General features: G+C 41.4%; 9 protein-coding genes. 7 read left to right on the top strand and 2 right to left on the bottom strand.

Going from position 1 to position 7,963, the window contains the following annotated elements:
• Positions 1 to 132 precede the first annotated feature (132 nt).
• From AC3LHT_RS06625 to AC3LHT_RS06600, 6 genes are read left to right on the top strand one after another with little or no spacing between them, the layout of a single operon-like run.
• Entirely contained in the window at positions 133 to 546 is a 414-nt protein-coding gene (locus tag AC3LHT_RS06625) for a cobalamin B12-binding domain-containing protein (protein ID WP_488662346.1), read from the top strand.
• A 43-nt stretch (positions 547 to 589) separates the two neighbouring features.
• Positions 590 to 1,408: a methylmalonyl Co-A mutase-associated GTPase MeaB gene (gene meaB / locus AC3LHT_RS06620; protein ID WP_488662349.1), complete on the top strand. Its 819-nt coding sequence runs from the start codon at positions 590 to 592 to the stop codon at positions 1,406 to 1,408.
• A gap of 2 nt (positions 1,409 to 1,410) precedes the next feature.
• Positions 1,411 to 1,818: a methylmalonyl-CoA epimerase gene (mce, locus tag AC3LHT_RS06615; RefSeq protein WP_488662348.1), complete on the top strand. Its 408-nt coding sequence runs from the start codon at positions 1,411 to 1,413 to the stop codon at positions 1,816 to 1,818.
• A gap of 17 nt (positions 1,819 to 1,835) precedes the next feature.
• Positions 1,836 to 3,374 carry an acyl-CoA carboxylase subunit beta gene (locus AC3LHT_RS06610; protein ID WP_488662345.1) on the top strand — a complete coding sequence of 513 codons (1,539 nt, stop codon included), beginning with the start codon at positions 1,836 to 1,838 and terminating at the stop codon, positions 3,372 to 3,374.
• A gap of 14 nt (positions 3,375 to 3,388) precedes the next feature.
• Positions 3,389 to 3,739, top strand: coding sequence for an OadG family protein (locus AC3LHT_RS06605; RefSeq protein ID WP_290644926.1), 351 nt, complete (start codon positions 3,389 to 3,391; stop codon positions 3,737 to 3,739).
• Positions 3,733 to 4,149: a biotin/lipoyl-containing protein gene (locus AC3LHT_RS06600; RefSeq protein ID WP_290644928.1), complete on the top strand. Its 417-nt coding sequence runs from the start codon at positions 3,733 to 3,735 to the stop codon at positions 4,147 to 4,149. The genes AC3LHT_RS06605 and AC3LHT_RS06600 overlap by 7 nt, the downstream gene beginning before the upstream one ends.
• A 23-nt stretch (positions 4,150 to 4,172) precedes the next feature.
• On the opposite strand, the gene AC3LHT_RS06595 is transcribed toward AC3LHT_RS06600, so the two are convergent.
• Both AC3LHT_RS06595 and wecB read right to left on the bottom strand, forming a co-directional pair.
• A complete protein-coding gene (locus AC3LHT_RS06595; RefSeq protein WP_290644930.1) occupies positions 4,173 to 5,897 on the bottom strand; it encodes a sensor histidine kinase in 1,725 nt (574 codons plus the stop codon).
• Between the two features lie 4 nt (positions 5,898 to 5,901).
• Complete coding sequence (gene wecB / locus AC3LHT_RS06590; RefSeq protein ID WP_290644932.1) at positions 5,902 to 7,014, bottom strand: non-hydrolyzing UDP-N-acetylglucosamine 2-epimerase; 1,113 nt, start codon at positions 7,012 to 7,014, stop codon at positions 5,902 to 5,904.
• A 794-nt stretch (positions 7,015 to 7,808) separates the two neighbouring features.
• On the opposite strand from wecB, the gene AC3LHT_RS06585 reads away from it, so the two are divergent.
• Positions 7,809 to 7,963 (top strand): Y-family DNA polymerase (locus AC3LHT_RS06585; protein ID WP_488662347.1); only part of this gene is annotated, 155 nt, incomplete at its 3' end.

The following is a 7,963-nucleotide window of genomic DNA, read 5'->3' as shown; positions in this document are numbered from 1 at the left end:
TATCACGGAAATAATGATGCTTACTTTCACACAAAACTTATTGAAGGGAAAAAACTGCTGATATATAATACAACTCTTCTAAGAGGAGAGGTTTAATTCATTTCATCAGCGTATGTCAGGAAAGGTGGGGAAATGTATCCTGATGAATATTCCAATCAAAAGAGAATCCGGGTATTAATTGCTAAACCTGGGCTTGATGGTCATGACAGAGGAGCCAAAGTAGTGTCTCTGGCTCTTAAAGAAGCGGGCATGGAAGTTATCTATACAGGCCTTCATAAAACAATTGATGAAATTGTCAGTACAGCTTTAGAAGAAGATGTAGACGTTATTGGGCTTTCCATCCTTTCTGGAGCTCACATGAAGCTCTGTCCCCGGGTATTGGAATTTATGAAGCAATATGGCATTGGTGAAAAACCAGTTTTTGTTGGGGGCATAATTCCCGAAGACGATGCTCTGGAGTTAAAAAAAATGGGTATTTTTGAGGTTTTTGGTCCCGGGACTTCTCTCGAAAAGATAATAGATAGCATGAGGAAAATCGTGAAATGACAGAGCTTTCTCTGGAGAAACTAAAGCTGAAGATGTAAAAGAGATTTCAAAAGCCCTTACAATCATAGAAAACGACCCCATTGAAGCCAAGAAGATCGTTGGTGCCTTGGATGAAAAAGACTACTGCGTTATAGGTTTGACAGGAAGCCCGGGCTCAGGGAAATCTACCCTCACAGATAGGCTCGCTTCTTTGTTTTCTCTGAAAGAAAAAATAGGCATAATAGCCGTTGACCCGTCAAGCCCTTTTACCGGTGGTGCTTTTCTTGGTGATAGAATCAGGATGAAGAGGACAAGCAGAAACGATAATGTGTACATACGCTCTATGGCCAGTAGAGGGAAACTTGGGGGGCTGAGTCCTTCCATATACAATGCTGTTGAACTCCTGGGGCGTTGCGGATTCAAAAAGGTATTTGTTGAAACCGTTGGCGCGGGGCAGTCAGAGACTGATATTGCCAACCTTGCTGACATTGTTCTACTTGTTCTTGCCCCGGGACTTGGAGATGAAATTCAGATGCTTAAAGCCGGCATTATGGAAATAGGCGACATATACGTTGTGAACAAAATGGATATAGAAGGAGCTTCAAGATTGAAAAGTAGGATAGAAGCCGTTTTAGATTTTTCAAATCATCGGAAAGATGTAATACTGACTGATGGCATCAAAGGAACAAATCTCGAAGAACTCGCCAGATTGATAGAAAAAGAACTGCAGTTTTTGAAAGAATCGGGTAAAATCGATGAGAAGAGAAAGAAGAGAAAGCGCTTCAACAAATTGAACACCGTATTTCAAGAGCTAAAGGAACTTCCTGATGAAGCCATAGATAGACTGGTTGAAGAACTGAAAAAGCTAACGGGAGGTCGGTAGTGGTGAAGGCAGACAGGATTGACCACATAGGAATAGTTGTCAGATCCATCGAAGAAAAACTGGGTTTTTATCGGTCTTTTCTTGGACTTGAACTCGATGGCATTGAAGAATTGCCTGAAAGAGGGCTTAAAGTAGCCTTTTTGAAAGTCGGGGATACGCGAATAGAACTTCTTGAATCAACGAAAAGCGATAGTGAAATCTCTGGATTCCTTGAAAAAAGAGGGGAAGGCATTCATCATATTGCCTACCACGTGGATGATATAGTAGAAGCCATAAAAAAGGCCTCTTCAATGGGGTACCGCTCTTTGAGCAAAGAGCCAGCTGTTGGTGCTGGCGGGGTCAAGGTTGCCTTTTTGCATCCCAAAACGACAGGCGGTATATTGGTAGAACTCGTTGAAGGCAGCCATTGATGCGTTGGAGGTGAAGTATGAGAGAAAACTTGAGAAAATACCATGTAGCGGATAAAAAGCTCTCCCTCGGTGGAGGCGAAGAACGAATCAAGAAGCAACATGAAGCGGGAAAACTAACAGCCAGAGAAAGAATTGAGCAGCTGTGTGATCCCGGCAGTTTTGAAGAGATAGACAAATTCGTCAAACATCGCTCTACTTACTTTGGGCTAGACAAAAAGGAATTTCCCTGTGACGGCGTGGTAACTGGAATAGGGGAAATTGATGGAAGAAAAGTTGCTGTTTTCTCCCAGGATTTTACCGTTCAAGGAGGATCTCTGGGCGAAATGCACGCAAAAAAGATAATGAAACTGCAGGACATGGCTTTGAAACTCGGAATCCCTATAATAGGAATCAACGACTCCGGAGGAGCTAGAATACAGGAAGGTGTGGATTCCCTTTATGGATACGGTGGTATTTTTTATCGCAACACTCTGGCATCAGGCGTGATCCCACAGATAACTGTCATTGCCGGCCCGTGTGCAGGTGGAGCTGTTTATTCACCGGCAATTACTGATTTCGTCATTATGGTGGAGCACAATTCCCAGATGTTTATAACAGGTCCGCAAGTCATAAAGGCTGTTACGGGTGAGGAAATAGACAAAGAGGCTCTTGGGGGTGCTTTTGTTCACAATAGCAAAAGTGGTGTGGCACATTTTATGGAGGGCGATGACCTTTCAGCAATGAAACTCGTTAGAACTCTTTTATCTTATCTTCCCCAGAACAGCGCTGAAGAACCACCCTTTGCCAATAGCACCGATATATCAGAAGTTCCCGAGCTGAGGGAACTCCTTCCTGAAAATCCCCGTCAGGGTTACGATGTGAAGAAAATCATCGAGAAACTCACGGATAATGGAGAATACCTTGAAGTTCATGCTCATTATGCCAGAAATATTGTTACGGCATTTGCTCGAATTGGAGGAAGACCTGTGGGCATAGTAGCAAACCAGCCGACAGTACTTGCTGGCGTGTTGGATATCGACGCTTCAGACAAGGCGGCAAGGTTCATAAGGTTTCTCGATAGTTTTAATATTCCCATTATCACTCTTGTGGATACCCCTGGCTTTTTACCAGGCGTTTCTCAGGAACATGGCGGTATAATAAGGCACGGTGCAAAGTTACTCTATGCATATAGCGAAGCAACCGTTCCTAAAATCACCCTTATATTGAGAAAAGCATATGGAGGGGCCTATATCGCCATGGGTAGTCAACATCTTGGCGCTGATATGGTTTTTGCCTGGCCTGATGCTGAAATTGCTGTAATGGGTTCTGAAGGGGCCGCAAACATAATCTTCAGAAAAGAAATCAAAAATTCAGCTGAGCCAGAAAAAACAAGGACCGAAAAGGTAGAGGAGTACAAAAAAATGTTCGCCAATCCTTACGTGGCCGCCTCAAGGGGTTATATCGAGGAAATTATAGATCCCGCTGATTCAAGGGTTAAAATTTACCGTGCCCTTGAAATACTTCAAAACAAGGTGGAAGGCCGTCCCAACAAAAAGCATGGAAATATCCCTCTTTGATACGGAGTGATGATATGAGCAGTGTTTTATCTATTACTTTGACCGGTTTGTTGGTGGTGTTTTCTGTTCTTGGAATACTCTACATAGTTTTTTCTCTCTTTGGAGTTACCCTGTCTTCGGAGAAAAGAAAAAAAACTGCTGAGGACTTTGCCAAGGTCGTGATAAAAGAGAAAAAAACCCAGGAGCAGAATATCGAAGTTGAAGAATCGGAAACGGTAGCGGTCATTAGTGCGGTATTATATGAAATGATTGGAAATAGAAGTTTCAGGATAAGAAAGATTAGCCCGGTAATCGGGAGAAAATCCGGCTGGAAAGCCAGAATACCTCAAGTATATTGGAAACCGAGGAGGAATAAGGCGTGCTGAAAAAATTCAGAGTGAAAGTAAATGGCAAAGATTATATAGTAGAGGTGGAAGAGCTTCAAAATTCGTCAAATGAGATTCCCACGATGGAGAAACAGGCGTTATCGTCCCAAGCTCCAACATCAACTCCAATACAAGCCTCTGTTGAAAAAAAAGCTGAAGAAACCGTGAAGTCGACGAAAAGCCCTACGCCTTCTACGGGTGGTTCATTGATATCTCCCATGACCGGGATTATTCTTGAGGTTCTGGTATCTCCGGGAGACCGTGTAAGTCGGGGTGATAAGGTAATAGTCATGGAAGCAATGAAAATGGAGAACAGCGTTCTAGCGGATCGGGATGGCATAATAAAGGAAGTGCGTGTAAAAAAAGGAGAAAGCGTAAACGCGGGCGATGTTATGGTTGTTTTCGAATAAAACGGGGGCTCAGTCCCCCATTTTCATGTTTTCATGTTTGATATGGTAAAAGATACCGTTGTTCCCTTTCCATATTCTGAGTTGAGCCTTATTTTGCCTCCGAGAAGTTCTACAAGTTCTTTAGTCAAATAAAGACCAATCCCCGTTCCTGAAGGATTGAGTTCCCGGTTCATTGTACCCTTTGCCATTGAATACCTGTCGAATATTTTGTCGAGGAATTCCTCCTTTATGCCAATGCCCGTGTCTTTAACCTCGAAATAAACGCCACCGTTGTGGAGATATGCCGAAAGTTTTATCTTCCCTTCCCTTGTGAATTTGAAAGCATTATCCAGAAGGTTGATCAGAATTCTTTTCAGCTTTGAGGAATCTGTGTAAAATTCCTCCGGGAGCTTGTTTTCCTCTATTTCGAGTTTTATTCCTTTTCTCGCAGAAATATCTGTGAATTGATAGGTTACATCTGTTATCAGTTCAGGCAGGTCCACTTTTTCGATTTTCAATTCCGATTTATTTGCCTGTAATTTTGATATTTCAAGAAGGTTGTTTATCAATCCAAGCTGATAATTAACAGCTTGATGAATTGCAAGAAGCATTTTCTCCTGATCAACCGTTGCGCTTGATTCCAGCATTTCGGCATATCCCTTGATTATCGTTAAAGGGCTCTTTAATTCATGAACCATATTAGCAAAGAAAGTGAGTTGCTGGTCGATTTTCTGCCTTAATTCTTCGATTTCATTTTTTAGTTTGTTTTCAATTGCTTTGAGCTCTGGGGAATCCAGAAGCACTATGTCAATTATATTTTCGCCACTGAATTTGCCGGGGTAGATATAACATACAAACTCTTTTTGACCTATTTCTACATTTAAGAAAGAGACTTTCATGGTGCGCAATGCATCAGCAATTCTGCTACGCAATTTTTCAGGTTCTTTGAAAATTTCTTCAAACTCGTAAAGATCAGTCACTTCCTCAATAAACTTCGTTGCTAAAGGATTGGCATAAATTTTTGACCCATTTTCTGCGAATCTGAGCATGGCAACATTGGAAATATTTTTAGAGACACTATCATACAAAATTTCAAGCTCATTCCTTTTGCGTATTTCCATTTCAATTCTGAACAGTAAGTAGGTAACGAATAGGGACACCACGAGAAAAACGTTGAAAACTAATTGAACTGGAGCAAGCGCAGGGAGCAACTTTGTTATAAGAGAAAAAGATGTTGAAATACCCGATAAAATGATTACCCAGCCAATCACACACCCTGGACGGCTTGAAGTTGTGAATCTTCTAACTAATGTGATGCCGAAAAAAAGCATAATTATCCCGAGAATAAATAAAGATAGGTATTGACCGTAAAGGGGGCCAAAAAAATTGTATCCTGGAGTGGTCTTAGGCATGAAATAGCCGAATGAGTTCAAAAGCAAAATGGAAAAGAAGAAGAGATAATAATAAACTTTCCTAAATTTAATATGGCTTGAATAAAACCTTGAGAGCGAAATAAGAGAAACAGCCTCAAGTGCCAACATGAGTCCATTGAGAAAAAGCCATAGGAAAAGATCTTCCCCTTTTGAAAAGTATAGTGAAAGATAGTATAGAACAATTCTATTAGCTGCGTAAACACCCCAGAAAAGATCCCAGGCCCAATGTTTGGTTCTTGATAACCTGTTGAAGATAATAAAAGCGACACTCAAAGGAACTATAACGAAAATTTGAACCAATTTGAAAAGCATAGACATGGAAAGCGCTGAATCCATTTTTTTACACCCCTAAAACATTTTTCAGGTGACTGATGATCTTTTCGGCAGCCTTACCTTCTCCAAAGGGATTAGCAGCCTTTGCCATCTCCTTATATTCTTCGGGAGAATTCAAAAGTCTTAGTGTTTCTTCAACCACTTTTGTCCTTTCTGTACCGATGAGTTTTGCAGTGCCGGCTTTTACAGCTTCTGGGCGCTCGGTGGTTTTTCTGAGAACAAGAGTGGGCTTGCCTAAAGCGGGAGCTTCTTCCTGAATGCCACCTGAATCCGTTAGTATCAACTTTGATCCCTCCATCAGGGAAACAAAGGGCAAATAATCAAGAGGCTCGAGTAATATAACACGCTTGTGTTCCTTTAATTCAGCATAGACGATTTCTCTTACTGCCGGGTTCAAATGCACAGGGAAAACGACCTTGAGTTCGGGCTTTTTTGCAAGTATATCCTTGATGGCTTTCATAACCTGACTCATGGGCTTTCCCCAATTTTCCCGTCTGTGCATAGTAATAAGTATGTAGTCCCCTTTTCCAACGTTTATGTCTTCTCTGAATTTCTGTACATCGTTTTTTTTGTGCTCGAGAGTCCAGAGAAGGGCATCAATAACGGTGTTCCCTGTTACCAATACATTTTTTCTGTTGATTCCTTCCTTGAGGAGATTCTTCATGGCTTCTTCAGTAGGGGCATAATGATAACTGGCTATGGTTCCAGTTAATCTGCGATTCACTTCCTCAGGGAAGGGGTTGTATATATCCATGGTTCTCAAGCCGGCTTCAACATGTCCAACGGGTACTTTGTGGTAAAAAGACACCAGGCTTCCCGCAAAAGTGGAAGTGGTATCGCCCTGAACAAGGGCAAAGTCAAAGGAGACTTCAGCAAAAACCCTATCTATGGAAGAAATAAGTCTTGAAGTTAACTCCGGCAGGCTTTGCCGCTCTTTCATGATATTGAGGTCGTAATCAGGGGTTATTTCAAACAAATTCAACACCTGATCCAGCATTTCCCTATGCTGGGCGGTGGCTATTACCACCGGCTGCATCTTTGAGTTTTTCAAAGCATGGTACAAAGGCGCCATCTTAATCGCTTCAGGCCTTGTACCGAAAATCAACGCGACCTTTTTCAAAGTTAAAACCTCCTTGGATGCCGAGAAGCAAAGAGCCGAGTTACGAGTAACGAGTTACGAGAGTCAAGGAACCGAGAAACGAGAATCCGAGATCAAGAGTTGAGTTACGAGTAACGAGTTGCGAGAGAAAACATCCAGACCCTAGACCCTGCTCTTAAGATTCGGGTTTTAGAATACGGGTCTGGGGTCTTGAGTCTGGTTTTTACTAAACCCTAAAAACTAAACCCTATACCCTTTTGCTAGTAACCTATATCGTAACTCGATTCCCGCAACCCAGCTCTCGGATTCTCGGTTTCTCGAATCTCGATTTCTCGGCTTCTTGGTTCTCGACATTCTATATTGATTTTAACAAAATTTTCTTCGGTTTATTCAGATAAATTCATCAAATGAGCTATTTTGGATTACATTTCTGAAAAAGCATGAAAATAGTTCCTGGTTGAGTTGCCATTTATTGATTTCAATTTCTAAATGATGATATACTAATTTATACCATAATTTATAATTCAATATGTGAGTTGATAATATGTTGAAGGAAAAAAGGCCAATAAAAGTAGTGGTTTATTTTGGAGAAAATGGTTTTTATCCGGTTAGGTTTAGTTATGATGGTATAAAAATTTATATCAACAGCATCGCATATCTTTGGATAGAAAATAAGGGTAGCAGATCTGTGTATTATTTTTCTGTCATCAGTTCTCGCGGTTCTTATGTTCTTGAATATCATGATGATCTGAAAAAATGGTATTGTGCCAAGCCAGGAGGGTGGTAGTACGCTTGATTATGTGGCACACATTGACATGGATGCCTTTTTTGCGAGTGTTGAACAGGCTTCAAACCCTCAGCTGAAAGGAAAGGCTATTATCGTTACTGGAAGGGGCTTAAGGCACTCAGTGGTTACAACAGCGAGTTATGAAGCAAAGAAAAAAGGCGTTCGTTCTGGGATGTCTGGCTA

The sequence above is a fragment of the Kosmotoga sp. genome, from assembly GCF_982836095.1.
This window is presented reverse-complemented; position numbering and strand designations above follow the sequence as displayed.

What these genes read in the sequence shown, in the direction of transcription:
- AC3LHT_RS06610 (WP_488662345.1), top strand. Translation starts at nt 1,836, where the DNA reads ATGAGAGAAAACTTGAGAAAATACCATGTAGCGGATAAAAAGCTCTCC.
- AC3LHT_RS06625 (WP_488662346.1), top strand. Translation starts at nt 133, where the DNA reads ATGTATCCTGATGAATATTCCAATCAAAAGAGAATCCGGGTATTAATT.
- AC3LHT_RS06595 (WP_290644930.1), bottom strand. Translation starts at nt 5,897, where the DNA reads ATGGATTCAGCGCTTTCCATGTCTATGCTTTTCAAATTGGTTCAAATT.
- AC3LHT_RS06605 (WP_290644926.1), top strand. Translation starts at nt 3,389, where the DNA reads ATGAGCAGTGTTTTATCTATTACTTTGACCGGTTTGTTGGTGGTGTTT.